17 protein-coding genes are annotated in these 26,303 nt (G+C 50.5%); 9 read left to right on the plus strand and 8 right to left on the minus strand.

Features of this window, described 5'->3' with window-relative positions; translation table 11 throughout:
* The first annotated feature begins 223 nt into the window (after nucleotides 1–223).
* The gene (rarD, locus tag VN23_RS11800) at nucleotides 224–1,117 is read left to right on the plus strand and encodes an EamA family transporter RarD (RefSeq protein WP_046350699.1); all 894 of its coding nucleotides are present in this window, start codon (nucleotides 224–226) and stop codon (nucleotides 1,115–1,117) included.
* Nucleotides 1,118–1,414: 297 nt separating this feature from the next.
* Nucleotides 1,415–4,258, plus strand: coding sequence for an IPT/TIG domain-containing protein (locus VN23_RS11805; protein WP_046350698.1), 2,844 nt, complete (start codon nucleotides 1,415–1,417; stop codon nucleotides 4,256–4,258).
* Nucleotides 4,259–4,301: 43 nt separating this feature from the next.
* Here the strand turns inward: VN23_RS11805 and VN23_RS11810 are convergent, their stop codons facing one another.
* Complete coding sequence (locus tag VN23_RS11810; RefSeq protein ID WP_046350697.1) at nucleotides 4,302–4,874, minus strand: PEP-CTERM sorting domain-containing protein; 573 nt, start codon at nucleotides 4,872–4,874, stop codon at nucleotides 4,302–4,304.
* A gap of 351 nt (nucleotides 4,875–5,225) precedes the next feature.
* On the opposite strand from VN23_RS11810, the gene VN23_RS11815 reads away from it, so the two are divergent.
* The 4 genes from VN23_RS11815 (at nucleotide 5,226) to VN23_RS11830 (ending at nucleotide 11,495) form a co-directional block, all read left to right on the plus strand.
* The gene (locus tag VN23_RS11815) at nucleotides 5,226–5,606 is read left to right on the plus strand and encodes a hypothetical protein (protein ID WP_156455191.1); all 381 of its coding nucleotides are present in this window, start codon (nucleotides 5,226–5,228) and stop codon (nucleotides 5,604–5,606) included.
* Between the two features lie 435 nt (nucleotides 5,607–6,041).
* Entirely contained in the window at nucleotides 6,042–7,334 is a 1,293-nt protein-coding gene (gene lplT / locus VN23_RS11820) for a lysophospholipid transporter LplT (protein WP_046350695.1), read from the plus strand.
* Nucleotides 7,327–8,442, plus strand: a complete 1,116-nt coding sequence (locus tag VN23_RS11825) for an efflux RND transporter periplasmic adaptor subunit (RefSeq protein ID WP_046350694.1) — start codon at nucleotides 7,327–7,329, stop codon at nucleotides 8,440–8,442. The genes lplT and VN23_RS11825 overlap by 8 nt, the downstream gene beginning before the upstream one ends.
* Complete coding sequence (locus VN23_RS11830; protein ID WP_046350693.1) at nucleotides 8,439–11,495, plus strand: efflux RND transporter permease subunit; 3,057 nt, start codon at nucleotides 8,439–8,441, stop codon at nucleotides 11,493–11,495. The genes VN23_RS11825 and VN23_RS11830 overlap by 4 nt, the downstream gene beginning before the upstream one ends.
* A 381-nt stretch (nucleotides 11,496–11,876) precedes the next feature.
* Here VN23_RS11830 and VN23_RS11835 read toward each other — a convergent pair whose 3' ends face one another.
* The 5 genes from VN23_RS11835 to VN23_RS11855 all read right to left on the minus strand — a co-directional run bounded on the left by VN23_RS11835 (nucleotide 11,877) and on the right by VN23_RS11855 (nucleotide 20,536).
* Entirely contained in the window at nucleotides 11,877–13,190 is a 1,314-nt protein-coding gene (locus VN23_RS11835; RefSeq protein WP_046350692.1) for a sodium-dependent transporter, read from the minus strand.
* Nucleotides 13,191–13,431: 241 nt separating this feature from the next.
* Complete coding sequence (locus VN23_RS11840; RefSeq protein ID WP_046350691.1) at nucleotides 13,432–14,748, minus strand: sodium-dependent transporter; 1,317 nt, start codon at nucleotides 14,746–14,748, stop codon at nucleotides 13,432–13,434.
* Nucleotides 14,749–15,204: 456 nt separating this feature from the next.
* The gene (locus VN23_RS11845) at nucleotides 15,205–16,521 is read right to left on the minus strand and encodes a sodium-dependent transporter (protein WP_046350690.1); all 1,317 of its coding nucleotides are present in this window, start codon (nucleotides 16,519–16,521) and stop codon (nucleotides 15,205–15,207) included.
* Nucleotides 16,522–17,000: 479 nt separating this feature from the next.
* On the minus strand, nucleotides 17,001–19,763 hold the full coding sequence (locus VN23_RS11850; protein ID WP_052746443.1) for a collagenase: 2,763 nt from the start codon (nucleotides 19,761–19,763) through the stop codon (nucleotides 17,001–17,003).
* A gap of 185 nt (nucleotides 19,764–19,948) precedes the next feature.
* Nucleotides 19,949–20,536: a HutD/Ves family protein gene (locus VN23_RS11855; RefSeq protein ID WP_046350689.1), complete on the minus strand. Its 588-nt coding sequence runs from the start codon at nucleotides 20,534–20,536 to the stop codon at nucleotides 19,949–19,951.
* A gap of 115 nt (nucleotides 20,537–20,651) precedes the next feature.
* On the opposite strand from VN23_RS11855, the gene VN23_RS11860 reads away from it, so the two are divergent.
* Complete coding sequence (locus tag VN23_RS11860; RefSeq protein ID WP_082752761.1) at nucleotides 20,652–20,990, plus strand: YkgJ family cysteine cluster protein; 339 nt, start codon at nucleotides 20,652–20,654, stop codon at nucleotides 20,988–20,990.
* A 57-nt stretch (nucleotides 20,991–21,047) separates the two neighbouring features.
* On the opposite strand, the gene VN23_RS22445 is transcribed toward VN23_RS11860, so the two are convergent.
* Both VN23_RS22445 and VN23_RS11865 read right to left on the minus strand, forming a co-directional pair.
* Nucleotides 21,048–21,140: a zinc-ribbon domain-containing protein gene (locus VN23_RS22445; protein WP_082752762.1), complete on the minus strand. Its 93-nt coding sequence runs from the start codon at nucleotides 21,138–21,140 to the stop codon at nucleotides 21,048–21,050.
* A 6-nt stretch (nucleotides 21,141–21,146) separates the two neighbouring features.
* On the minus strand, nucleotides 21,147–21,437 hold the full coding sequence (locus tag VN23_RS11865) for a hypothetical protein (RefSeq protein ID WP_062654888.1): 291 nt from the start codon (nucleotides 21,435–21,437) through the stop codon (nucleotides 21,147–21,149).
* A 133-nt stretch (nucleotides 21,438–21,570) separates the two neighbouring features.
* Here VN23_RS11865 and sbcD point away from each other — a divergent pair, with 133 nt between their 5' ends.
* A complete protein-coding gene (sbcD, locus tag VN23_RS11870) occupies nucleotides 21,571–22,794 on the plus strand; it encodes an exonuclease subunit SbcD (RefSeq protein ID WP_046350687.1) in 1,224 nt (407 codons plus the stop codon).
* Nucleotides 22,791–26,186 (plus strand): exonuclease subunit SbcC, encoded by a 3,396-nt coding sequence (sbcC, locus tag VN23_RS11875; RefSeq protein WP_046350686.1) that lies wholly within the window; start codon nucleotides 22,791–22,793, stop codon nucleotides 26,184–26,186. Before sbcD ends, sbcC begins: the two co-directional genes overlap by 4 nt.
* The last annotated feature ends 117 nt before the right edge of the window (nucleotides 26,187–26,303 follow it).

Here is a 26,303-nt window from a genome sequence, read left to right on the forward strand (position 1 = left end):
ATCATAAATGCTGGCGGGCATTATATATTGATTATCTTTACTGTTAAAAGGCGGGATAACAGGGACTGCGAAAGCCGCATGACAAGTGGTATTATCAAGGCTCATTTTTTTAAACAATCAAAACCTTAAAAAATGCTAAACATTCATTTTTTGGTTATTTGCTCTTGACCTACCCAGCTACAAAAACATTTTTTAATCCCTTATCACCGTAAAAAGATAACGTATGCTCTCAGGCCAAGGCTTATTACTCTCGCTTATTGCATCGCTGGTTTTTTCTGTTTTAGGCTGGTATAGCACTCAGCTCACGCCTTTACAGGGCTTAGACATTTTTGCTTGGCGCATTGTCTGGACCGTGCCTGCGATGCTGATCTTACTCGCCCTACTCAAACACGGCACTAAAATGCGCAGCACGCTAGCGCGGTTTAAGCACGAACCCATTCTTTGGCTTGCTTTACCTGTTAACGCGCTTTTATTGGCAATCCAACAACTGATGTTTATGTGGGCTCCGCTTGAAGGGCGCTTGCAAGAAGTATCACTGGGCTATTTTTTATTACCCTTGGTCATGGTGCTGGTTGGTTTTTTTATTTACAAAGAACGCCCCAGCCGCTTGCAATGGCTTGCAGTGTGCTTTGCCTTAGCGGGCGTTTTACATGAGCTTTGGTTAACAAGGGCTTTCTCTTGGGTAACACTGGTGACCGCACTGGGCTATCCGCCCTACTTAATGATACGCAGAGCATTGCATCTCGACCCATTTAGTGGCTTTTTGCTTGAGACCCTCTTTATTTTACCAGGCGCAATTGCGCTCCTTTACCTGCACCCCGCAGCCACCGATGCTTTACAAAGCGCGCCCCAATTATGGTTTTTACTGCCTTGCCTTGGCATCATGACGGCAACCGCTTTTGTCTGCTATCTAATGGCCAGTAAATTACTCACTATTGGCCTGCTTGGTATTTTGGGTTATGTAGAGCCCGTACTACTGTTCTTTATCTCTTTATTTGTGCTGGGCGAGCCTTTCAGTGCCTCAGGGTTAGGTACTTATATCCCAATCTGGTTGGGCATTATGCTGACATGCTGGCAAAGCGCTCAGACATTACGCCGCCAGCGGCGAAACGCTTAGCTTGCAAGCTAGGGTATTCATCGTAGAGGAATATGGGCTCTGCTTGCCATGCAGATAAAATACCTAGCTTGCCTTGGCCAATTCATTTCTATTTTTCTATTTAAATTCATAAAGATAGCAAACGTTTAATTTTAATTGACACATTACTTTCACAAATAAAAAGCCAATGTATTAGAAATTACTTACGTACTTTATATTACATAAACAGCTGTTTGATTTACATAGAATGCGCCAACTCATTCGGCATAATAAACAGCAGATCGTCTGAGCCTCCTCTAATACCCCTCAGGACAATCTGTGTTTTCAAACATTAAAAAACTCGCGCAAAAAAAAACCAGCAAGTTATTCCTCACTTCAAGCATTGTTTTAATCACGAGCGCTTGTGGTGGTGGAGGTGGCTCAGACGCACCTAATGCAAGCCCCGCAGCCACGCCACCCATTAATTCAGTCGGGCCAGTTGGCAGCACCCCCACAAATACGGCAACCCCGGTTGCCCCTGCTCCAACACTCCCTCCTGCCCCGCCTTTTGCAATCGACAGTATCAATCCGCTTGAAGCAAGCGAGGGCAATACGATTACCATCAAAGGGATCGGCTTATCTCAAGTCAAAAAAGTCTTTATTGATCAGGCAGAGCTGCCTTTTAAAGTGATCTCTGAACAAGTGATCGAGGTGACTCTCACGCAAGCTGCGCAATCAGGCATGCTCACTCTGCATAAAGAAGGCAATGTTGTTCAGGCCGCCCAGAAAATTACAGTTTATGGACCGCAAATTGATGAGCTATCGAGCACCGAGCTCAACACTGGCGATACACTGACGCTGACTGGCAAACTATTAAATCAAATTAAAAGTGTGCGGCTGAGTGGCGTTATTTTGCCCAAAATCAGCCAATCCAATAATAAATATTCCGTAAGCATTCCGGCGGCGGCACGCTCAGGTTTTATCAGCTTTGAAGATAAAAATGGAGAGATACAAACATTAGCTCAGGTTGTTCAGATTTGGCAGACCGTGGCTCAACCCGTACTGCGCCCTGCCGCAGGGCTGCCAGGGCAGACAATCAGCTTGCTTGGCCAGGGAATGGAGCAAGTTGAGCAAGTCTTGTTTGCCAATAAGCAAGCAGCCCATATTCAAGGCCGCGCAGATAGCCGCCTTGATGTCATCATTCCCGAAAACGCACTGAGTGGCCCCTTGACTTTAATCTGGGGAAAACGCAGCTTACAAAGCAATACACGTTTTGAAGTCACCCCCCTTCTCAATATCAGTGCAATGAGCCCCTTAAGCGGCCCCGTTGATAGCCAAATCAACTTATCAGGCCAAGGATTAGACACAGTAAGCAGCGCCACTGTGGGGGGCAATAGCGCCAGAATAATCAGCAAAACATCCACTCAGCTTACCCTGCAAATTCCTGCCAACGGCAATGGCGAAGTGGTATTAAAGGCAGGTACGCAAACTATTTCTGCCGGAAACTTTAAGCTGGTCGCCCTACCACCTACTGTAGTGCCCCCGACTAAACCGACGATTAATTTAGAAAGCGTAGCCGTAGTACAAAATTACTCGCAACTCATTGGCGAGCCATACCAGCGCTTAGTCCCCGGCAAAACGACGATTGTTCGCGCCAGCCTCACCACCAACACCAGCAAGCTGGCTAGCCCACGCGTTTGGCTCAGTGCCTCACTCAATGGTCTTCCACAAGGCCAGCCCCTGGAAATGAGCGGCCCCGCTTTTATCCCAGCATCAGTGGCCCGTGCCCAGCTGGCCCAAAGCTTTAATGTAAAATTACCTGAAAAATGGATTAAATCCGGCCTAAGCCTGCGCGTCGATGTTGATCCTGAACAGAAAGTAAGCAATGGCTCAAGCAAAAGTATTAATCCCATTGTTGGTCAATCCACCAATATGGATTTAGTGCTGGTTCCCTTACAAATTGATGATGATGGCAAAGGCAATCGCATTAGCGCCAAAGCCCCCGACGAAATGGCTGTGCGACAAATGCTGAGTAATATTTTCCCGCTCGCCAGCAACTCGCTCAATATCAGCTTTCGCGCTCCGTATAAGCTCACCACAGTCGGCTCAACCACCGAAATGAAAAGCATCGATAACGCCAATACGGGTTCGGCAGGCTGGAACAAGGCACTTTCTGAACTAAGCCAGCTGCGTATTAAAGAAGGTAGTGGCCGTCATTACTATGGCTTAGTTCCTGATCCCCGATTTAGCGGTGGTATTGCAGGGCTGGGCTATGTCAATCCAATTGGCTCAGGCAGTGCAAACAGCACCGCCATTGGGCTGGATGCCAATTACGATAACGACCTAAAAACAATGGGGCATGAGCTGGGGCACAATCTAAGCCGGCCTCACGCGCCTTGCGGTGGGGTGCGTAATCCTGACAAATCATTCCCTTATTCTGATGGAAAAATCGGCAACACCCTGCCCTTTGACCCTCTAAGCAACACATTGCTTACGCTGGACGAAGATAATAATAGCGACATCATGGGGTATTGCGATGGACGATGGTTCTCTGACTACAATTACGCCAAGGTACAAGAGTTTTTAGAGCAGCATAATTACGCACTCGCCCCCCAAGCTGCAGGGTATACCCTGCCGATGAATCTGATCGATATATCAGGCAGCATTAGTGAAAAAGGAGTGAGCTTTGACCCTATCTCCTCGCGCAGCGGCAATATAAAAGCTGTGACGAAAGGCGATTACGAGCTGCATTTAATTCGTGCAAACGCCAAACCCATTATTCAGCGCTTTAATCCGGTGGAAGTAGCTGATGCCCGTGGCGCAGTAGCGCACTTTTTTATCAGCGTGCCCCAGCTTGGCCCCTTGGCATCCATTGAAATTTGGCATAAAGGTAAGCGATTAGATAGGCAGCAAGGCCAAACTCGTGCAGGCGCTACAGCCAGCCCCCCAAGCGGGGCCAAAGTGCAATGGCAGGAAAATGCAGGTAAGTTGGTGATGAACTGGGATATCAAACAATACCCCTATTTAAGCGTGATGCATCTTGGCAAGTCACGCCAATTACTGGCGAATCAGGCGCAAGGCGGAAAAATTGTGATTGATTTAGCAGGCGTACCCGCTGGCGGGCAGTTTGAACTTTCTTTATCAGATGGTTTAAATCCAAGCCTGATACGATTACAGCGCTAATTAAATAACCGGCCGCAATTCGAACAGCTGGCCGGTTATTTTTTCAGACCCGTTTACGGCGCTTAGCCACTATCACAGCAAGTAAGCCGAGGCCCATAAGGGCATAAGTTTCAGGCTCTGGCACAGCGGCAACATGTATATTGTCGATCACTGTTTCTGATGTGCCGGGTTCGCCAAAGAATTTCAGCTTGGTAATGCCTACCCAGTCAAACACAATATGGCTTGGAGCGGCTGTGCCAGAGAATACGCTTCTAGAAAAAGTGAGTGTATCGCCGATATAACCTTCGAAGTGGGTTATTCCCGCTACCAATCCTTTGGTGACATACATATCACGCAAAGTAAAAGCCGTTTCACGCGAAAACGAGGCAGCAAGACCATCTTGGTTATATGCAATATTAGGCCCGGAAACCACGCCACGTTCAAAACCTGAATTTGGCACAAAAGTACCATTCATCGAAATAAAATTTGACCAGTTAAAACCTGCATAGCCGTTATTAATCACGGCACTGTCTTGCCCCAGAGTATCAAAATTAATCAGCTGGGCAGAAACAGTTGAAGAGAATGTTGCTGAAAAAAGGAATAACACATTCAATGCAAAAGATTTAAAAGTATTCATATCCACTCCAGAAGATTACGCTTATATATTAATTTAATTACATGCATTCATTTGTTTGATTTCAAGTGTAGAAATAACTCTAGCCGACAATTAATTAATTATCAAACAATAAGAATTCATTTCCATATATAAGTAATTACTCATTTTATAATTAACTCAAGCAATTTCACTTTAAAAAGCAAAACAAAAACCAGTGCAGTGAGCTTATTATTTTAATTAATGAGAATAAATCAGGCGATGTGAATGACATATATCTGCCATTTGGTGTTTTTCCCTAAGGGTACTTTGCCGCACAACACGATCATTGCATTCTTTTATGATCAGTCGGTTCACACTAACATGGCACACATTATGAAAACCTTTGCCCTGGCTGGCCTACTGATGCTCTGCCTTGCCAAAATAAGCTATGCGGGTCAATGGCAGGAATTAGGCAGCACACCCGAAGGCAATCTGATTTCGGTACTGGATACCCAGATCCGAAAAGGAGCAATCATCACTACCCGCATCCGCAATGATTTATCAGAACCCAAGCTAACAGAAAACGGCAGCATTACCCGTATCGAAGCAGACTTACAAATTAATTGCAGCAAAAAAACAGTCTCCCCAATTCGCACCTTTTTGTTTGATGACAAGGGGAGTGCTGAGCTTTCAGTTAATGTACGAGGCGGGCGGGACTTTATAAAGAAGAATGAAGATAGCTCTTTTGGCATGGCCATTAAAGAGCTGTGCTAAAAGCAGATCTATATTAAAAAGCCACTACAGCAGCATAAATACTTAAACACAGAAACTATTATCGTTCCCGCTAATCACACCATCACACAAGTCGTTTGATCAACTGAACGGGTTGCACGCGTCATGACCAGGGCTATAAGTCATCGGTACGCAAAAACTACAACTTACTAACCAAACAGCACAAATATGTTAAATCAATTTATATTACTTATTCGGCAAACTCAGAACAAACGGCTCAATCTTTAATCCAACTTACAGTAAGCCTACCTAAGTACCAGCAGGATCGGCCAAATCAACGCAGCCTTAGATACATAGCCCTTATGATGAGGGCAGCCAAGCAGAGAGCATAAGCTAGCTCAATGCAACAGCGATAATGCCGTTATATCGCGTTTCGTGATATAAACCCCACACTATAAAAAAGGGTACTGTTCCAAGATGAATCGTGGATTTTTCATTATTCTTGGCGCGCAATTTTTATCTGCGCTTGCTGACAACGCCCTCTTCTTTGCTGCGCTTGCGCTACTGAAAGAGCAACATTCACCCGAATGGCATTTATCAATGCTGCTTTGGTGCTTTACGGTGTCTTATGTCGTCCTTGCCCCCTTTGCAGGCTCTTTTGCTGATTCCATGCATAAGGGTAAGGCAATGATGATTTGCAATGGCATCAAGCTGGCTGGTTGCCTAGGAATGCTGGTTGGCCTGCCACCGATTATGGCCTATGCCTTAGTTGGCTTTGGCGCTGCGGCTTACTCCCCTGCCAAATACGGCATCATCACCGAATACCTACCGCATGAAAAACTCGTTGCAGCCAATGGCTGGCTAGAGGGTGCAACCGTCAGCGCTATTATTTTCGGCACCATTTTAGGTGGTTTGCTTGCCGGCTCGCACGTTGCCCCTTGGCTTAACAGCACCGTACTAGGTGAGTTCTTCTCCCCTGCCACTTTTGCGATTGCCGCAATTATTTTGCTTTATCTGGCCGCATCCTGGCTGAACTGCTACATCCCTAAACTAAATGTAGAACTAAAGCCGCTGCAGCTTCAGCCTGTTGCGCTTATTAAAGAATTCTGGGAATGCGTCGCCAAGCTTTGGAAAGACCCTCAAGGCCAGTTATCCTTAGGCGTCACCACGCTCTTTTGGGGTGCTGGGGCCACCATGCGCTTGGTCGTATTGAACTGGGCCATTATTTGGTTGAACTTTTCCATGGAACAAGCGACTCAGCTAGTCGCAGTAGTTGCATTTGGCATTGCGGCAGGCGCAATCCTTGCCGGCCATTGTGTTCCGCTCAAAAAGGCATTTAGCGTACTACCTGCAGGGATTGCCATGGGGATTATGGTGATCGGTATGCTGTTTGTTCACAATATTTGGCTTGCTGCATTTCTGATGTTTATTGTGGGCTGTTTATCAGGCTTCTTTGTAGTGCCATTAAACGCCATGTTGCAACACAGAGGTCATACACTCATGGGTGCTGGCCACTCTATTGCCGTGCAAAATTTTAATGAGAATATTGGTATATTAGTAATGGTAGGGATTCATGCCCTGATGGTGAAATACCTTAGCCAGCCCGTTACCGAAGCTGCGAGTAAAGCCGTGGCGCATCAATTTCAAATCAGCGGAATACCGCCTATGTACGCCATCATTACAGGCTTTGGCCTGATGGTGGCCCTGACTATGATTGCGATCACCGTACGATTCCGGCGCGGTGTTCGTGCTGGAATTATGAATGACTAAATATAGCCTGACCCTCCTTGCCTTAGCCCTTGCTGGCTGCGGTAAAACAGCAACAAAAGAACAAGCAGAACGCCCGCCACAACAGGTTATTGCCACCACAACTCAAACGGCTGATATTGCACTTCATTTAAGTGCCCAAGGCCACGTTAGCCCGCTTGATCAGGTAGAAGTACGCCCACAAAAAAACGGACTCATTAGCAAAGTCCATTTTAAAGAAGGCGATCAGATCAGCGCGGGCCAACTTTTATTTAGCCTGGACGCACGGGAAGACGAAGCCAATGTGCGCCAAGCCATTGCCAAACTCGCACAAAACCAAGCCCAGCTTGCTGCGGCAGAGCGGGATTACACCCGCTCTAAAGAGCTGGCCGCACAAAGCTTTATTTCTAAAACCGCGCTCGACAATGCCCAAAGCAAATTAGAAACCCTACAAGCCACACTGGCTGCAGAACGTGCAGCGGTGGATGCGGCCAGAATAACGCTCTCTTATTCGCAAATCAGAGCACCACTGAGTGGACGAGCTGGCTTGGTTGAAGTCCATACCGGTAGCTATGTGCAGCCCAGCATTGCCATCCCCCTCGTGACCATCAGCCAGCTCGACCCGATTACCGTGGCTTTTAGCCTGCCTGAGCGCGATCTTGCCACCTTGCAAAGTGCCCCCAGACCAATTTTAGTAAGCGCTTCTTTGTATGATGGCAATACGCTACAAGGCAAGCTGAGCTTTATCGATAATGCGGTCAATTCAAGCTCGGGCACCATTGCCTTAAAAGCAGAATTTGCCAATCCTAAAAATCTGCTCTGGCCCGGTGCTTTTGTGCCAGTAAAAGTGGCTGCTGGCACACTTAAAAATGCCGTGGTCTTGCCGACTCAAGCAGTGCAAACTGGCCCGGATCATCGCTTTGTATTTGCCATTCAGGCAGATCAAACGGTGAAATCAATTCCGGTCGAATTGCTGCAAGTCGAAAACGAGCGTGCTGTGGTCAGCGGCATAGGCAGCAATATCAAAGTGGTAAAAGAAGGTGGGCAAAATCTGCGTGAAGGCAGTAAAGTTCGCGAAGCCAAAAAGCGTGACGCAAGTGCGCCGAAAACTGCCGCCAGTGCCGCAAAATGAATATCTCCTTACTGAGCATTAATAAGCCCATCGCAACAACACTCCTGTGGCTGGCTATCGTTGTAGCCGGGGTAGTGGCTTGGTTTAATCTGCCGATCTCTGCCCTGCCCTCTTTTAATATGCCCACCATCGAGGTGTCTGGCAGCTTACCCGGTGCCAGCCCGGAAACGATGTCGACTTCGGTGGCTACCCCACTCGAAAAGCAATTTTCAACGATTCCCGGCCTTGCCGTCATTACCTCGAGCAGCACTCAGGGCAAGGTATCGCTGACGCTGGAATTTGACGCCAATCGCAATATCGATGATGCGGCCGTTGACGTACAAGCTGCGCTCTATCGCGCTTCCCGTGGCTTGCCTAAAGATATGACCAGCCCGCCGAGCTACCGCAAAGTAAACCCTGCGGATGCACCGGTGCTAATGGTGGGGATTAACTCGCCATCGATGAGCTTGGCCGAGCTGAACGATTACGGCGACAACCTGATTTCCCCCACGCTCTCTACCCTGAATGGCGTAGCGCAGGTCACGATTTACGGGCAAAAACGCTTTGCTGTACGGGTGCAAGTTAATCCGGAGCGATTGGCCGCAAGGGATATGACGCTGGCCGAGCTATCCGCCGCGCTGAAATCCGCCAATGCCAACAGCCCTGTTGGCCAGCTCGACGGCAAGCGCCAAGTGCTGGCGCTACAAGCCAATGAACAGCTTAAAAACGCCGCCGACTTTGCCAACTTGATTGTTGCGCAAAAAAATACGCAACCGGTACGCTTAGCCGATGTCGCCACAGTAGAAGACAGCGTGCAAGACGTGAAAAGCGGCAGCTGGATTAATGGCGAACGCTCGATCGTACTGGCCGTGATGCGCCAGTCCGACGCCAATACCGTGGCCGTAGTTGATGCCATTAAAGCCGCCTTGCCGCAGCTTAAATCGCAAATGCCTGCCTCGGTAAATGTGCAAGTCTTGAACGACAGATCGCAATCTGTGCGCGAAGCGATTCACGATGTCAACCTCACCATGTTGCTGACCATGCTGCTGGTGGTGAGCGTAATTCTGCTGTTTTTACGCCGTGCTGCAGCCACACTGATTCCGGCCTTATCGCTACCGATCTCGCTGATTGCCACCTTTGCACTGATGCACTGGCTGGGTTATAGCCTCGATAATATCTCGCTGATGGGGCTGACCATTGCCATTGGTTTGGTGGTAGATGATGCGATTGTGGTGCTTGAAAACATCATGCGCCACGTTGAAAACGGCATGAAGCCCATGGAAGCCGCCATTCAGGGCGCACAAGAAGTCGGCTTTACCGTGGTATCGATTTCGGTATCACTGATTGCCGTGTTTATTCCGATTTTCTTTATGCCCGGCACCATTGGGCTGCTGTTCCATGAATTTGCCGCCGTCGTCACCTTAGCGATTATGGTATCTGCCGTAGTGGCGCTCACGCTGATCCCGATGCTGGCCGCACGTTATATTAAGCACGAAACACCGGACGCCCATGTGCCCGCATGGAGCCGCTTTTTTGAACGGGGCTTTCATCGCGTGCTCAGCGGCTATCAGCGCACACTGGATTGGAGCTTAGGCCGACGCAAACTGATGTTAGCTGTTGCGCTTACCACCTTTGTGCTCACTGCTTGGTTATATCAATCCATGCCCAAGGGTTTTTTTCCTGAAGAAGATATCGGCCAGATCCAGGCCAGCAGCGAAGGCCCGCAGGATATTGCCTACCCTGCCATGCTGAAATTGCACACCGAAGTCGCCGAGCGAATTCAAAAAAACCCCAATGTAAATGTGGTGGTTTCCAGCTTATCTAGCGGTAATCGTGGCCGGATGTTTATTAGCCTCAAACCTCGCAATCAGCGCCTTTCTATGGAAAAAACCGTAGCCAGCCTGCGTAAAGATACCAGCGGCATTACCGGCATCTCGGTGTTTTTTAACCCGACACAAAACTTGAAAATTGGCGCGCGTAGCTCCAAAAGTCGCTACCAATACACCTTGCAAGCCGTGCAATCGGACGAGCTAAGTGATTGGTCAGACAAGCTGATGCGTGCCATGCGGCAATCGCCTATTTTTACCGAAGTCACATCAGACACCGAAAAGCGTGGCCTACAAGCAAGGCTAAATATCGACAGAGACAAGGCGCAAACCTTGGGCATCGATATGCAAAACCTGCGCGAAACGCTGTATGGCGCGTTTGGCGAGCGTGAAATCAGCACCATTTACCTGCCGCAAGACAGCTACTCAGTACTGATGCAGCTCTCTGATGAATATCGCACTGATGAATCGGCGCTGAATAAGCTCTATGCCCGCAGCAATAGCGGCGTACTGGTGCCGATCTCGGCCTTTTCCAGCGTCGAGCGCATCATGACCAATAACGCTATCAACCACCAAGGCCAGCTGCCTGCGGTCACGTTGTCGTTTAATATGGCCGAAGGTAAAACGCTCTCCGAAGCAGCAGCCAAGATCGAAGCCCTGAAGCAAGAAATCCAGCTGCCATCCAAAGTGTTTGGTGCTTTTGCAGGGGACGCAGCCGTATTCCAGCAATCCCAAAACACCCAGCTCTGGCTGATTTTGGTGGCCGTGGCAGTGATTTATGTGATTCTAGGCGTGCTGTATGAAAGCTGGATTCACCCGCTTACCATTCTGGCGGGCATTCCTTCCGCTGCAGTTGGCGCGCTCATTGCGCTGGCTATTGTCGGCCTGCCGCTCACCTTTATCGCCATGGTTGGGATTTTGCTCCTAATTGGTATCGTCAAGAAAAACGCCATTATGATGATCGACTTTGCGCTAGAGGCCGAGCGCAAAGAAGGCAAAGCGCCAGTGGATGCGATTCGTGAAGCCTGCTTACTGCGTTTTCGCCCCATCATGATGACCACCCTCGCCGCCATTATGGGCGCCATGCCCATCGCCATTGGCATAGGCGCAGGTGCTGAACTGCGCCAACCTATGGGCGTGGCGGTGGTTGGTGGCCTAGTGCTATCGCAACTCATCACCCTCTACATCACTCCCGCGCTCTACTTAAGCTTTGACGGCTTGCAAAAGCGCTGGCAAAAAGCCAGATAAGACAAAGGCCAGCATCTCTGCTGGCCTTTGTCTGTTGAATACCTATTGTTGCGGCAGTTTCTTTGCTTAAAATTTAATCAGTCAAAAAAGCCACCTTCAGATCAAGCACTTGCCTCACTTATCCACAGAGCACTCACAAGCTTGTGCCACTGGATCTGGGATAAACGGTAAGGTTATCCAAATCGTCATGCCCGCGCATATTTATCAACAATTCAGTCGCTTCGCTGGATCCCCGATCAATACCTTCGGGGATGACGGGCTAATCAACGTGGGAATTCAATTCGTCATTCCCGAGTGCTTCTATCGGGAATCCAATCGCCCCGCCAGACCCCCGAAAATTGCATTCGGGGAAGACGGGCAATGAATCTGAAGTAAGCCCCTTTACAGGTTGTAAACCAGAATCAAAGCAATCAAAGCCGGCGCCACGATGCGGCACATCCACTTCATTCCCCAGTTTAAAACAGGGCTAAGCTCTAGCTCGGCTTCGATCACTGGCCAGATTTTCCAGCCTGCAAACAGCGCCGTGCCGATGCCACCCAAGGGCAACAGGATATTGGATGCGCTGTAATCCATCAGCTCAAACACATTGCGGCCAAACCATTTGTATTCGCCCAGCACGCCAAACGAGAGCGAGGCGGGAATACCGGCCAGAAACACCAAGAGGGTAATCACACCGGTGGTGGCTTTACGGGGCAGATTCCATTCATCAATCGGATACACCGCGATCAGCTCAAGCAAAGAAACTGAAGAGGTGAGCGCAGCAACTAAAAGCAGAGCGAAGAAAGCGGCGGCAAAAAACTGGCCAAAGGGCAGATGATTGAACACCACGGGCATGGTCATATAGGTGAGGCCTGGGCCTGCTGCGGCATCCAAGCCAAAGGCGGTAATGGCAGGGAAAATCATCAGGCCTGCCAAGATAGAGGTCATGGTGGTTAAGCCCGTTACCCACATCGCGGCATTGGTCAGCTTTACATCACGCCCAAGGTAGGAGCCGTAAGCCAGCATGCAGCCCGCGCCCACCGACAGCGAAAAGAACGCCAAGCCCAGCGCATCGACCAGCATTTTTGAATTAACTTTAGAGAAGTCCGGCGCTAAAAAAGCCACCACGCCCGCCCCTGCACCTGGCAGCGTTAAGGAGCGAACAATCAGCGCCAGCATCAGCAAAAACAGCGCAGGCATCAGCACCTTGCCCGCCCGCTCAATGCCTTTTTGAATACCGAACATCACCACAATCAAGGTGAGTAGTGCAAACACGGCATGGGTGATAATCGGCTCGATGGGGCTGGATACATATTGCCCGAATAGAGCGCCCAAGGCCTTGGGATCGTTACTCATCACTCGGCCATCGAGGGCGCGCAGCAGATAGCCGATGGTCCAGCCACCGACCACGCTATAGAAAGAAAACACCGTTAAGCCGCACAGCACGCCGATATAGCCGACGGCAGACCAGCCCTTGCCGCCCAGCTTTTTAAACGCGCCCACAGCACCACATGCCGCAGCGCGGCCAATGGCGATTTCGGCCAGCATCAACGCAATGCCCAGCGTAAAAGTAATCAGTACAAAAATAAGCAGAAACGCACCGCCACCATTCATGGCGGTAACGTAAGGGAATTTCCAGATTGAGCCTAAACCCACCGTTGCCCCTGCGGAGGCAAGAATAAAGCCGAGTTTAGAGCTCCATTGCGAACGAGACATACGCTATTCCTAGTAGCGGCAAATAAACCCAAAGCCATTTGCCAAATAAATCTGCCACCGAATGCGCGAACTAAATAAAAGGCCGCCCTTTCGGCGGCCCCATAGATCAATACCCAAGGTGCCGCACTAATTAAATGCGCCACCAAGTTGCTGAGTGATTGAGATTGTTCGTATTCATGCTTTTAGAATGCCTTGTAAGGAGACTGGCCGTCAAGTAGCAATTTTTCCTTGCAGCAAGTGTTTACAGATTTTTCACTAGCACCGTGCAGATCAAGATTGGCGCAAGGTAGCGGCAAGTCATCAGCCAAGCCTGTCTCTTCCAGCCTTTCAAGCCGACTTCATCCACCAACGTGTCCCCCGCTTTCCAGCCCGCCAGCAGCGCTAAGCCAATCCCGCCCACAGGCATCGCCAGATTAGATACAAAGTAATCCATCGCATCAAAAATACTTTTGCCAAAGATGCGAACATCAGACCAGACACCAAACGACCACGAAGCCGGAATACCGCATAGGAACACCGCCAAGGCGATGCCGATCAGCACGGGGCGGCGTGGCAGTTTTAGATCGTCAATAAACCAGATCGCGATCAACTCCAGCATTGCTACCGATGAAGACAAAGCCGCTGTGGCCAGCAGGGCAAAAAAGGCAATGGCAAATAGCTGGCCAAACGGCAGATGCATAAACACCACCGGCATGGTCATAAAGGTCAGCCCCGGCCCTGCTGCAGGGTTTAAGCCAAAGGCCGCCACCGCAGGGAAAATCATCAGCCCAGCAAGAAGCGCAATCATCACCGCCAGAAACACCACCCATAGCGATGCAGAAAGAATTTCCTCGCTGGAATGCATATATGAGCCATAAGCCACCATCGCCCCCACGCCCAAAGACAGCGAGAAAAACGCCAGTCCTAAGGCCTCCACCACCATCGAAGGATTAACGCGGCTCCAGTCTGGTGCTAAAAACTGCACTACACCGGCCCATGCGCCCGGCAGCGTTAAAGAGCGCAGCATCAGGATCAGCATAATAATAAACAGCGCAGGCATCAGCACCTTGCCCGCCCGCTCTATGCCTTTCTCGATGCCGCCCAGCACAATGCCTAAAGTGGCCAGCGTAAACAGCGCGTGGGTAATCAAGGGTTTGATTGGATCAGATACAAAGCTGCCAAACATCGCTTCTAAGGCCTTAGGATCGGCACTGAGCACACAGCCATCGATGGCCTTGCCAAGGTAGGCAAAAGTCCAGCCGCCCACCACGCTATAAAATGAAAACAGTACAAAGCCTGCGATTACGCCGAGCAGCCCCAAGAGCGCCCAGTGCTTGCCGCCTACTTTTTTAAATGCGCCCACCGCGCCATTGGCCGCCGAGCGGCCCAAGGCAATCTCGGCCATCATCAATGCCAGGCCCAAGGTAAAGCTAAAAATCAGAAACAACAGCAAAAATGCCCCGCCACCGTTCATGGCCGTGACATAAGGAAACTTCCAAATCGCCCCCAGCCCAATGGCCGAGCCTGCCGCCGCCAGAATAAAGCCCAAACGCGAGCCCCAAGCATTACGTGTAGTCATAAAACATCCTGCGTGTTTTTAATAAATGAGCCCGGGGGCACGATGCAAATCTAAAACAAGGCTTTTTTTAGTGCCTTCGGCACGGTGATTAGGTGCGGGAATCCCCCGCGTGGGACTTACTTTCTTGCTTCGCCAAGAAAGTAAGCAAAGAAGGCGACCCCGACCAGCACGAAACCCCTCACTGCGGACAATCGAGGCGGCGGCTGCGGGACTCACTCGCTTCGCTCGCTCAAACATCCTCGCCGAAACCCCGCCCCGCTTGTTCCTCGCTTCGGCGTGCTTCAAGGGGAATTTAAGCCCCGTGCTATCAGCAGCGATACGAATTCAAGTTACATAGTTTTGACATGCTCAAAACAAAATTAAAACGACTTAACTCTAACCTGCTTTTCTCCGTGCCCCCCCTACCCTCTGTGATCTAGATGGTTCAAGATTTGGGTTTAAATTCTCCTAAAGCATTCAAAGATTCTTCACCAAAATCACCGCAATGGATAAAGGCGCGACTACGCGGCAGCTCCATTTCAGGCCGAAGAGTGGCAGGCCGGCTAGGCCGGAGTGCTCTTCCAATAGCGGCCATACGCGCCATCCTGCGAACAGTGCCACGCCGATTCCGCCTAGCGGCATCATCACATTGGAGACGCTGTAATCCATCAGATCAAAAATAGTTTTGCCAAAGAACTTCACATCCGCCCAAGGGCCAAAAGATAGCGATGCGGGGATACCACAGAGGAAAACTGCCAGGGACAAGCCAAGAATCACTTTGCGGCGTGGCAGTTTGTATTCATCCAGAAATAGCGTGGCAATCAGCTCGAGCATCGACACCGAAGACGTCAGCGCAGCCACCGAGAGCAGGGCAAAGAAGGCGATGGCAAAGATTTGTCCAAAGGGCAGGCTGGCAAACACCACCGGCATGGTCATAAAGGTCAGGCCCGGGCCTGCACTTGGATCAAGCTTAAAGGCAAACAGCGCGGGGAAAATCATCAGCCCGGCCAAAATCGCCACGGTGCAAGAAAGCCCCACCACCCAAGCTGCGGAGTGCAATACCGGTGTTTCTTGCTTTACGTAAGAGCCGTAAGCAATCATGCCACCCGTGCCTAAAGACAGCGAGAAAAACGCCAGACCCAAGGCATCGACGACCATAGCAGGAGTCAGCTTAGAGAAATCAGGAGCAAAGAAAGCCACCACGCCCTGCCATGCGCCGGGCAGCGTCAGCGAGCGGGCGATCAAAATCAGCATGATGATAAACAGGCCGGGCATCAGCAATTTGCTGGCGCGCTCAATGCCTTTTTCGATGCCGCCAATCACAATGCCCAGCGTCGCCAGTACAAATATGCCGTGGGTCAAAATCGGCCAGAAAGGATTAGATACATAATGCTCGAAAGTATCTTTTAGCACCTTGGTGTCGGTAGTCAGCACCGAGCCATCCATGGCCAGCGCAAGGTAAGCCAGCGTCCAGCCGCCCACTACGCTGTAAAAGCTGTAGAGCACAAAGCCCGCAAAAATTCCCATCATGCCAATCAGCGGCCAGGATTTACCCGCCAGCTTGCGAAACATCCCGACAGGCCCCGTTTGCGCGCTACGGCCCAGCGTAAATTCCACCACCATTTGGGCAAGGCCCAGGGTGAAGCTAAAAAATAAAAACAGCAGTAAAAACACGCCGCCGCCATTCATGGCAGTCACGTAAGGGAATTTCCAAATGGCCCCAAGGCCAATGGCCGAGCCTGCCGCAGCAAGCACGAATCCCAGCTTAGAGCCCCAGTTAGAGCGAGTAGTCATGATGTGGTCCTTTTTTTTGTCGAGCTCAAGAACCAACAAATCAGGCAGGCCAGAATGCAAAAAGGCCGCCTGATTTGGCGGCCTTGGATGCTTTAATCTGTGTGTTTCAGATGAACGCGACCCATCGGGCTGCCAGTGGGCAAGCCAGATAATAATAAGAATAAACGCGGGTCAGATTCATCATAGTGGGCGCATCTTCGGCCGTGTAAGGGTGGGCTGTCAAGCCAAAACAAGGCGAAGGGCTTGTTGGAACAGGACGATTTACTTACTAAAAACCATGGCTTGATGGTCGTCTTAAAAACTGTAAAAAATCATTAATTACAATTAGTTAAAACTTATAAAACCCCCAAAATATGTTCAAAAACAGCCTTGGCATTTTAAAGTGCGCAAGGCTGTTTCTGGTAATAAGACCCAAGAATATAATCAATTGAACCAACTTATCCCGCAATACTCAGCAAGATTAAATCGATCAAATCCACTTAAGCCCCTGCCCAGCAAGCCTCTTCACTTTGATTTACTGGTTTTGCATCCAGCACCACACGGATATCTTTGAACTCTGCCCCGCGCTGCAGGCGAACAGTAATGCTGTCTGCCAGCCCTGCCTGATCTGCATCACGCCGATAGGTGAAGCTGCCATATTCAGCAAAATTAATCCGCCCAAGCTTGGCCGAATTCACCAGCACAAAGCGATCAAGCTGCTGATTAGCCTTTAGCGTAACGCGCAGGCAACGGCCTGTGCCACTAAAGCGCGTTTGCAACAAGGCCAGAGTATTTGGATTAACGGGTGGCGATGTTGGCGTAGTGGTTGGCAATGGGCTAGGCCGTGTTGGAGGCGCAGTCGGTTTTGGTACAGCCGTTGGCGTGGGCCGTGTTGGCGGGCTGGTCGGCACCATTGTTGGTTGAACTGGTGGTGTCGGCGTAAGAGTTGGCGCTGGGCCCGTGCCCTTAGCCAACGGGCCTTCGCAGCGCAACGCCGCACGATGCGCATCCAGCTGATAATCGCTGGCAAAGCAATTAACAGCCAGCATATTATTGGCGCGGCCTTGCAAGTTTTGCAGCGCTTTATTCAACAAGACTTCGCTTTCCTGATGTGCTTGTGTCAGCGTGCTTGCACGAATGCCTAAGGAACCTGTGCATTCAAAGCGGCGCAGCTCGCTGCCTGCCCCTTCCGCCCAGATACGGCAAGCCACAGGCAGCTCCTTGCTGATTAAAGCCTGAATGTGTGCCGCATCACCCAGCTGCCAAGCCGATTGAGCCAGCCAATCGATGCCCTCGATGGTTGAGGTGTCTCCCAGCTTGCCTGCACGTTGTAAAGTGACCTGCTGCTCTACAAAGTCTTTAAACCGAGCGCTTAAGGCCGTATCAGCACCTAAGCGTTTAACCAGCGCATCAAAACCTTTTACATCGTCTCTTCTTAATTGCAGCAGCACATCGGCCAGAATACCTGGCTCATTGCGATGCAGAAAGTAGAACCACAGCGCCGAATGGCTGTAGAAATCCCAGCCATCGCTATAACTGGAACGCATAATTTGCGCTGGCGTTTGAAAGCTGGCTGGCCAGTTATTCGCTACCACATCCACCACATGGCCGCGCACTTTAATGCCCTCACGCGAAGTGCTCCACGCCATAAATTCGGCAAAGCCTTCGTCATACCAAGGCATACGGCGGCTATCACGGAAGAATTCGCTGGATCCCCACATGCCGGGCTGAATAAAGCGGCCGGATAAATAATGCACATATTCGTGGCGGACAAGCTCTTCTAAAGACAGCGTGCTTTCCTGACTGGTGCGCTCAAAGGTATAAAAAGTAGCGCCGTTTTCAATATAGATGCCACCGTTATCGGTGGATAAATCGTTGAGTAAGCCCTGATAGCGGCCGTAGTCGGTTTTTGTACCGTAAATCACCATGCGTAAACGTGCATTTGGATCATCTTTAACTGGCTCGCGTACACCGCTTACCCGCTTAAGCTGCGCCTCAACCTGCTTCATGGCGTAATACAGCGGCTCTACTTCCTTGCGGCTTAGCGGGGTTTCAAATACCAGATTGCCATTATCAAATGACCAGCGATTTGGAAATAAGCGGGTTTTAAGCTCAGCTTCGGCATTGCAAATATTGTAACGATCGCAAGGCACTTTAGCGATTTTCTTCAAGGCATATACAGCTTCTGCCCAGATTGCCGAATAACGCTCTGCACTAAGATGGAGAGCTACCGCAGGCTCGGCCAAGGGCGTCGTTTTTGGGTAAAGCATAAAGCGGCCGGTTTCACGCAGCGTGTTTAAAAACATCTGCTCATCCACAAACGCCGCCCGGCCCTGGCGCAAAATAGCCGCCAAAGACGTCACTAAACCATCGAGCTGGCCAGCGGCCACCTTCTGATCAAAGCCGCTCTGGCCATGCATATTAAATAAAGTAGTTTGCATAGGATGCAGCGCAAACTGGGCATAGCTTTGTTTGAGCGGGCCACGGTAATGGCCAAAGAATGTAGCAAGGAGCGGAAGTGCATATTCTGGCTGGCGCACCGAATCAGCCAGAATCATCGTCTCGCTCACGGTTTGCCGCGCATCATTCTGGCGCAACCATGCTTCATTCGATTGAGATGCGGCTTCTACCGGGTTCATCCACAATGCCGGATTATCAGCCAGCGCACTCACCACCTGCATGACAGGCTGATCCACCAAGCGGCCATATTCGCCCACTTCTTTAGCATGGCTGTACTGGGTGAAATAGCCTGCTTTTAAAAAAGTCGCCAAGGGCCAGAGGCCATTGGGCTTACGCGGATCCCACTGGCTGGCGCGCAAACGCGCCTCCTGAGCCACAGCCTGCATATTTACAGCCGAGATCACTGGGTAGGTTGCAGCGTCACCATCAAAAAGACGGTTAATGCATCGCCCCTCTACCGTAGCCACATAGCTAGCCAAGGCCGCGCCAGACAAAGTAAACAAGCGCTGATCACATTCTGCATAAATGAGCGCTGCCGATGCACCCATCGCCTGCCCCCTAGCCTTATTAGGCGGCCATATTGTTGCCCCGGCCTGAGGCGGCAAACCAAAAGGACGGCTAGGCTGCTCGCCCAGAACAGGGGCATGCTCTGATTGCCCCTGCTGGCTTGCTGCGGGTGGCGGGCTGGCCTCCGCCGCACCATCGCTGCCCGTCGTTACGCAAGCGGCCATCATGCTGGCAAGTGCAATGGCCAGCAAACCAGCCTGTGTACTTCGCTTATTTATTAACTTTTTTACACGCATAAGTCAGTTCCAATGAGTAAAGCTTACAAAATCAGAACATCATTATCTTCTTATGTGTTGTTTAAATAAACAAATTTACACAAAAAAGAAAGAAATAAACATAAATATCGAAAGTAAATACACAAACTATTGTAAGCAATATTACCTATCCAAGTAAAAAACCAGCAGAAAAAACAAGGTATCACTCAGCATTTTTCCAACTCAGCCACCAGAAGGCACACCTCGCCATAGGGAACTAACAGCCACTCGCCAGCGTCGTCTGCACTGAGATACAAGCTATCAAAAGGCTTTAAAACAAACTGCAGCTCGCCCTTTCTGCACAACACAGACTCCCCCGCAGCCAAAAATAATAAACTGCCCTCCCCGGCAAAAGGCCATGCCTCAGGCTGGCTGAAAATCTGCTGACGTAAACAATGCTGATATCTGCCGCGCCGCGTCATTACATTAAAATCAAGTACTTCACCCTGCAATAAACGCGCATAAACTTGGGTTTCGCCAGCAAAACGTAGCGGCTCGTCTCTTGGCATCAGCTGCAACGGTGCTTGATCAGCAAATTGCAAAGCCAGCCCCTTACCCGCCAGCAAGGCAAGGCTGCGATCAATACCCGTGAACTCTGAAAAACCACCATCCACCCCCACCGTGGCCATACTGATGCGCCAGTCAAAATCAGCCAAGCTAGCGTCTTTCGGAAAAATAACGATTTCTGACGTTAGCCCGCCGCCGTTTTTCCAAGCTTGCACGGGTAAATCAGAGTGACGCAATACGCTAGCCATACGGGATCCTTTATTTATCTCTACAAAAAATATCAAAATCTGCCATATTACTGACACAATAAAAAAGCAACCTATAAGAAAACCAACCTAGTACTACCTCGGCAGGCTATCCACAATGAGTCATGATTGCCAGAGCTGTGGCGCGTGCTGCGCTCACTTTCGGGTTTCGTTTTACTGGGGAGAAACCGATTCTGCCCCTGGCGGCATAGTGCCTGCCAGGCTCACCATACCTATCCATTCTATTTATGTCGCCATGCGCGGCACAGACCGCCATCCCAGCCATTGCATCGCCTTAGCAGGAAAAGTGGGCGAACAAGTAAGCTGCGGCATCTACAGCCAGCGCTCGAGTAGCTGCAAAGAAGTGATGGCTGGGGACGAGCAATGTAATAAGGCAAGGCGAGCTTACAATCTGGGCCCGATTATTGATCGGCCCAGTCGTATTGAGCTGGTTTAAAGTAATTATCAATATATTTCACTATTTACCAGAGCGAAATTTTAGAAAAGAACATACCTACTCAATAAGATGAGTACTACAGGAGAGGCAATATACTGCGCCTTCGCTAATACTTGCCCCACAATGCGGACATTGCGCATTGGAATGCAAAAATGGCTATTTCTTTGGAACATCTGCAGCTTGATGCTTAAAAAAATATTTTACTAAAAAAAAAGCCAAGCATCCTATAGCAGAAGAAATAATAAAAAAAGGAAAGAAAAAAACAGAAGCCCAAATAAAGTCGTATTTAAAGATAATTAAGTAGTAATAAAATATAATGGAAAAACACACCACCACAATAACTACAGCCAAGAAACGCCATTTTATAATCCAAAGAAAAGAAGGGATTACAAAAACAGCCAAGGATACAATAAAAACTAAAAACCAGAAATAAATCACGTCAAACATTACGCGCCTCAAAATTAATTTTGAAAAATCATTAATTTAAATTCATGACTCAATGCATGTATTAATATTCAACAAGACAAATAACACATATTAGCGGCATGATATGGCATTTACTGCCCTCCATCCCAAATACATGAAAATCATCCACACCTCGGACTGGCATCTGGGCCAGCATTTTATGGGCAAGACGCGCCAGGCTGAGCATCAGGCTTTTTTAGACTGGCTGCTGGCTAGCGCAATCACCCACAATGCCGATGCAATTCTGGTGGCAGGGGATATTTTCGATACGGGTTCGCCGCCTAGTTATGCCCGCGAGCTTTACAACCACTTTATTGTGGCCCTCAGCAAAACCGGCGCTAGGCTGATTATTTTAGGGGGGAATCATGACTCGGTTGCCACTTTGGGCGAAAGCAAATCACTGCTTGCCGAGCTAAACACCAGCGTGATCCCCGGAGTGGCAGCGGATCAAGCTACGCAGGTTTTGCTGCTCAGGCAAAAAGACGGCAGCGCTGGAGCCGTTTTATGCGCGATTCCTTTTATCCGCGCGCGCGATGTGCAGCAAAGCGTGGCGGGGCAAAGCAGCGATGAAAAGCAGCTCAGCTTGCAAGAGGGTATTTTTCAGCACTACCAAACGCTATATCAGCGTGCATTGGATACGCGCATGGAGCTAGGATTGCCAACCTTGCCCATCATCGCCACCGGCCATCTCACCACGGTTGGCGCAAGCGCCAGTGAATCGGTGCGTGAGATTTATGTTGGCGCGCTGGAAGCCTTCCCCACCAGCGCCTTTCCACCTGCTGACTATATTGCGCTGGGGCATATTCATCGCCCGCAAAAAGTCGGCGGCTTTGAGCATATCCGCTACTGCGGCTCGCCGATTCCACTAAGCTTTGATGAAGCTAAACAGGCCAAAGAAGTGCTGCTGGTCAGCTTAAACCATGAAGGTTTACAAGCAGTTGAGCCACTCGCCATCCCTCGCTTTCAAGCGCTTATCTCCTTACGCGGCAACTTGGCCGAGCTGGAATCAGCCATCGGCGCCTTGGCAAGTAAGGAATCAAAAAACGAATCGATCTGGCTGGAAGTGCTGGTCAGCAGCGATGATTACCTTAGCGACTTACAAAGCCGCATAGAAGAGCTGACTAAAGGCACGCAGATAGAAGTGCTGCGCATCCGCAGAGAGCGCGGTAATGCTGCCAGCACTTGGCAAGCGGATAGCAAGGAGACCTTGGCCGAGCTAAGCCCTGCCGATGTATTTGCCCAGCGCATCGCCAGCGAAGAAATCAAAGCGCCACTCTTGATCGAGCTGGAAAAACGCTACGCACAAACCGTCACCATGTTGCAGGAGGCCAAGGCATGAAGCTGCTTAGCCTGCGTTTAAAAAACCTGAATTCTTTAAAAGGCGAGTGGAAAATCGACTTTACCGCCGCCCCCTTTAAAGATAATGGCCTGTTTGCCATTACCGGCCCCACCGGCGCAGGTAAAACCACCTTGCTGGATGCCATCTGCCTAGCGCTTTATCACCAAACCCCGCGCATGAGCAGCATTTCGGCCAGCAGCAATGAGCTGATGACCCGCCACACCAGCGATTGCCTTGCTGAAGTAGAGTTTGAAGTGAAAGGCAGCCGCTACCGCGCTTTCTGGAGCCAACGCCGTGCGCGTAATCTGGCCAGCGGCGCATTGCAAGCGCCCAGAGTGGAGCTGGCAGACGCCACAGGCCAGATCCTGAGCGATAAGATTAATGAAAAGCTCAAACTCACAGAAGGCCTAACCGGCCTTGATTTTGGCCGCTTTACTAAATCCATGCTGTTGGCACAGGGTGGCTTTGCGGCCTTTTTAAATGCCGCCGCCAACGAGCGGGCAGAGTTACTGGAAGAGCTGACCGGCACCGATATTTACGGCCAGATTTCGCAATCTGTATTTGAGCAAACCCGCAGCAGCAAGCAAGCACTCGACCAACTGCGCGCCAAAGCATCGGGTGTAGAGCTGCTTAGCGAAGAGCAGCGTACCGGCTTACACCAGGAAGCGTCTCACTTAGCCCAGACCGAGCAAGCGCTGCAAAGCCAGCTAAGCCAGGTGCAAATCAATCGCCAATGGCGCGAAGCGCTGAGCAAGGCCAATAGCCAACACGCTGACGCTCAATCTCGCCAGCAAGAAGCCCTTGCCGCTCTTGCCAGCGCACAGCCGCAGCTTGATCAACTCGCCCGAAGCGAGCCTGCAGCCAAGCTGCAACTGCCTTACAGCGCATTAAGCCAAGCCACAGAGGCACTTGCCCACACCGAACAAGAGCTGCAGCAGCTAACAGCAGAACAAAGCAGCGCACTTAAGGAACACAGAGCCAAGCTATGGCAAGCTCTGCAACTGGCCAAGCAAATCAGCCAGCAGAGCCGCACCCAGCTCAGCCAAACCCAAGCAGCGCAGAGCGCATTAATCAGCAGCCAGAGCGCTGAGCACGCAAAATTGGGCGAGCAACTGGTGGACTGGCGGGCGCAATTTTTAAGCTTAAATACGCAAGCAGGCGAAATCAGCAGGCTAGCAGCAGCAATCCATCAACAAGATATTCAATCGTTGATCAAGCAGGAAGCTGCACTGAGGCTAAGCGTTACTGGCAAGCAAACAGAGAGCCAAGCGGCGGCACAGGCAGAAAACACCGCGCAAGCCGCATGGCTGGCCCTGCTTGCTGGCAAAGATGAAGCGGCTTTTTGGGAGCAAAAACAAAGCTTACTTGCGCGTGGCGTAGACATCGCAAAGCTCGCCGAGCTGGAAAATAGCCGCAAAAAAACACAGCAACAGTCTGCTCTGCAGGCAACAACGCTCGCCGAAAAACAAGCTTTACTAGGCAACAAAGAGCTGGCACTGGCGGCGCTAAGGCTGACATTTAGCGATTTAAAACAGCAGGTCAATGATAAGAAAAAATTGCTAGAGCAAGAGCAACGCATTCAAGGCCTGGAAGCCTACCGCCAGCAATTGCAAGCCGATGAAGCCTGCCCGCTCTGCGGGTCTCTTGAGCATCCGGCCATTCATGATTACCAGGCGCTGAATGTTTCTGCCACTGCCGCCGCACTGGACGCCAAACAAGCCGAGTTAGACAAGCTTACCGAAGAAGGACAAGCGCTCAGGGAAAATAAGGCTCAGGTAGAAGCAGAAATCAGCGTACTAGAATCTCAACAACAAAGCAGCGCAACCCTAGCCGCAGAGCAACTACAACAGTGGAATTTGCTTTGCAGCAAGCTGGCCGTCCCCTCGCCTGATTTAGCCACACTGAGCCAGCAACACGCCGCCGCCGTGCTCGCCGCAGAAGCTGCCTTAAATCAGCTTAGCCAAAATAAGGCGCAGCTTGAGCACGCACAAAAAGTAAGGCTCTCCGCTGATAAAGCACTCAGCGACAGCCAGCAAGCTTTGCAATTGCTGACGCAAAAACTGGAAAACACGCAGGCTCATCTGCAAGATTTAATCCAAAGGCAGCAGCAGCTCACTGAGAAAATGGCCACCCAAAGCGAGGCCTTGCGCCTATCTCTGCCCGAACAAGCACTGCCTACGGACAGCAACGCCTGGCTGCATGCGCAAGAATCGCTATGGCAAAGCTGGCAGACCACACAGCAACAGTTGCAACAACTGGCACAAGATTTAATCATCCAGCAGCAAGCGGTAAAAGCGGCTGAGCAGTTAGAGCAAACTTGGCAACGATGCTGGCAGGAAACGGATGCAGCCCCGCAAGCGGCACTGGCTGACTCCCGCCAAGCCGAGGCCGATTTAGCCGCTTGCACCGCACAGATCAGCAGCCTGCAAGATCAGATAAGTCAGCAAAAGGGGCGGGAAATCACCCTGCAAAAGCGCAAGCAAGAGCATGAGGATCAGCGGCAACACGCTAGCAGCGCATGGCAGGCCGCGCTGGCAGCCAGCCCTTTTGATGATGAAGCCGCTTTTATGGCCGCACGCTTGGAAGACGATCAGCGCAATGCATTAAGCGCGCTAAAACAGCAGCTCGATACCGCGCTGATCACCGCCAATACCCTAGTCAGCAGCGCAGAACGAAGCTTAGAGCCGCTGCTTGCTACGCCAAAAACAGAGCTAGCTATGCCACAGCTGGATGAGCAGCTAACCAGCCTCAGCGCAGAAATCACCCAGCTTGCCCAGCGGCAAGGTGAAATTCGCTACGCATTGCAGGAGGACGATGCAAGGCGCAGCGGCCAGTCGGCGCTGTTTGATGAGATCGCGGCCAAGAATGTGGATTACGATTACTGGCAGCATCTCAACAGCCTGATTGGCTCGGCCGATGGTGCAAAATATCGCAAATTTGCACAGGGCTTAACGCTGGATCATTTGATTCATCTGGCCAACCGTCAGCTAGAGCGCCTGCATGGCCGCTACCAGCTGCTGCGCAAAGGCGAGCTAGAGCTGGGAATTATCGACACCTGGCAAGGCGATGTGGCGCGAGACACCAAAACGCTCTCGGGTGGCGAAAGCTTTTTAGTCAGCCTAGCGCTGGCCTTAGCGCTGTCTGATCTGGTTAGCCACAAGACATCGATTGATTCGCTGTTTTTAGATGAAGGCTTTGGCACGCTAGACGGCGAAACGCTAGAAATCGCCCTCGACGCGCTCGATCACCTCAATGCCAGCGGCAAAATGATAGGCATCATCAGCCACGTAGAAGCCCTGAAAGAACGCATCCCCGTGCAGCTGAAAATCCATAAATCAGCAGGGCTGGGGCTGAGCCAAATGGATAAGCAATATGCGTTTTCAGGGGGGTAAATGTAGGGTGGGCACGGGTTTGTGCCCACGTGCGTCAAGTTAAACAGTTTTGTAGGCAGGGTGAAAGCCCATATGCGCTAACCAGTTTGCTTTTACATCACTGATGTTACGCAACAA

The organism is Janthinobacterium sp. B9-8 (assembly GCF_000969645.2).
Classification (GTDB): Bacteria; Pseudomonadota; Gammaproteobacteria; order Burkholderiales; family Chitinibacteraceae; genus Iodobacter.

Excerpts from the sequence above, each read along its gene's own strand:
- rarD (WP_046350699.1), top strand. The coding sequence starts at position 224 with ATGCTCTCAGGCCAAGGCTTATTACTCTCGCTTATTGCATCGCTGGTT.
- VN23_RS11810 (WP_046350697.1), bottom strand. The coding sequence starts at position 4,874 with ATGAATACTTTTAAATCTTTTGCATTGAATGTGTTATTCCTTTTTTCA.
- VN23_RS11815 (WP_156455191.1), top strand. The coding sequence starts at position 5,226 with ATGAAAACCTTTGCCCTGGCTGGCCTACTGATGCTCTGCCTTGCCAAA.
- lplT (WP_046350695.1), top strand. The coding sequence starts at position 6,042 with ATGAATCGTGGATTTTTCATTATTCTTGGCGCGCAATTTTTATCTGCG.
- VN23_RS11825 (WP_046350694.1), top strand. The coding sequence starts at position 7,327 with ATGACTAAATATAGCCTGACCCTCCTTGCCTTAGCCCTTGCTGGCTGC.
- VN23_RS11830 (WP_046350693.1), top strand. The coding sequence starts at position 8,439 with ATGAATATCTCCTTACTGAGCATTAATAAGCCCATCGCAACAACACTC.
- VN23_RS11835 (WP_046350692.1), bottom strand. The coding sequence starts at position 13,190 with ATGTCTCGTTCGCAATGGAGCTCTAAACTCGGCTTTATTCTTGCCTCC.
- VN23_RS11840 (WP_046350691.1), bottom strand. The coding sequence starts at position 14,748 with ATGACTACACGTAATGCTTGGGGCTCGCGTTTGGGCTTTATTCTGGCG.
- VN23_RS11845 (WP_046350690.1), bottom strand. The coding sequence starts at position 16,521 with ATGACTACTCGCTCTAACTGGGGCTCTAAGCTGGGATTCGTGCTTGCT.
- VN23_RS11850 (WP_052746443.1), bottom strand. The coding sequence starts at position 19,763 with ATGCGTGTAAAAAAGTTAATAAATAAGCGAAGTACACAGGCTGGTTTG.
- VN23_RS11855 (WP_046350689.1), bottom strand. The coding sequence starts at position 20,536 with ATGGCTAGCGTATTGCGTCACTCTGATTTACCCGTGCAAGCTTGGAAA.
- VN23_RS11860 (WP_082752761.1), top strand. The coding sequence starts at position 20,652 with ATGAGTCATGATTGCCAGAGCTGTGGCGCGTGCTGCGCTCACTTTCGG.
- VN23_RS11865 (WP_062654888.1), bottom strand. The coding sequence starts at position 21,437 with ATGTTTGACGTGATTTATTTCTGGTTTTTAGTTTTTATTGTATCCTTG.
- sbcD (WP_046350687.1), top strand. The coding sequence starts at position 21,571 with ATGAAAATCATCCACACCTCGGACTGGCATCTGGGCCAGCATTTTATG.
- sbcC (WP_046350686.1), top strand. The coding sequence starts at position 22,791 with ATGAAGCTGCTTAGCCTGCGTTTAAAAAACCTGAATTCTTTAAAAGGC.